Source organism: Nostoc sp. UIC 10630, assembly GCF_010747425.1.
Taxonomy (GTDB): domain Bacteria; phylum Cyanobacteriota; class Cyanobacteriia; order Cyanobacteriales; family Nostocaceae; genus Nostoc.
Window position 1 is genome coordinate 1 of record NZ_JAAGOG010000447.1, and the last position, 1,162, is coordinate 1,162.

The 1,162-nt window shown below is 45.5% G+C and carries 1 protein-coding gene; it reads right to left on the reverse strand.

Annotation, left to right across the window (positions count from 1 at the left end):
• Positions 1 to 83: 83 nt before the first annotated feature.
• Positions 84 to 965, reverse strand: a complete 882-nt coding sequence (locus G1O98_RS38295) for a phosphatidate cytidylyltransferase (protein WP_163939679.1) — start codon at positions 963 to 965, stop codon at positions 84 to 86.
• Positions 966 to 1,162: the final 197 nt, after the last annotated feature.

Below are 1,162 nucleotides of genomic sequence, written 5' to 3' on the forward strand. Positions count from 1 at the left end.
GGGCTTGAAAGCCTTGTAGAAGGAGTAATTGCACCATCTCTCCCCCTGCCTCCCCTGCCTCTTTTGAACTCAACCAAAAAGCTCTATAGTAGCGGCAACAGTAGTGTCACAAAATAATAAACCAAAGGTGCTGTGAAAATATAACTATCAGTACGGTCTAAAATACCACCGTGACCGGGAATTAATTGTCCAGAATCTTTGACTCCAGCATCACGCTTGAGCATAGACTCGGTAAGATCCCCTAAAAGACTAGCAATGCCAATCAACAAACCCAATGCTAAACCAGTCAACAAGGATCTGGGCAAGTGGAGATAATAGGCTCCTGCTATGGCTACAGCAACACTTGAAGTAATGCCAAATACAGCACCTTCTACAGTTTTCTTCGGGCTAATCTCAGACAGACGGGTTTTCCCAAAGAATTTGCCAATGGTGTAAGCACCAATATCGGCTGCCCAAATACACAAAAAAGTCAGCATTGTTGCTGTAAAACCTTGTGGTAAAGAAGCAGAACTTGCCTTTTCCCAGAAGTCTGTCCACGTTGTAGGCCAGTAACCCCCGAAAGGTAGATTGCTAAAAACGGCACTATCAATTGCTCGTAATCGCACCCAGTAACTTGGCAAATAACCTACGTAAAATAGCCCCATTATAGAAGCAGAAACATCAGCGATCGTGGCAAATTTGGGCTGAAATAACAGGTAAAAACAGATAAGTGTGCCAGCTAAGGGCATCACAGCGTCAGCTAAACTGCCATCAATGGTACAAATTACTAGCAAAACTAAGCTGACAAGCATAGTGGTTTTAGCGGCGGGAGCGATGCCTCTGGCTCGCACCAAATTAAAATATTCCTGTTGACCCAAAAAGATGACAACCGCAAACATGATGGTAAAGTACCAGCCACCCAAAAGGGTAACAGAAAGAGCAAGAGCGATCGCAACAATTCCACTAATAATCCGAGACCAAGGCATAGAAGTATTAAATATTGGGCATTGGGAATTGGGAATTGGGCATTGGGTATGGGGCATTGGGCATTGGGCAAAACAGTTCCGTTAGCGGTAGCGGGGCGTTTAGCCCGTGCTGAGTTCCGAGTGCTGTTAGCGGATAGCTAAGGTTTAGCCCGTGAAGAGTTAGGAGTTACGAATTCTCCCCCTTCCCCCTGCTTCCC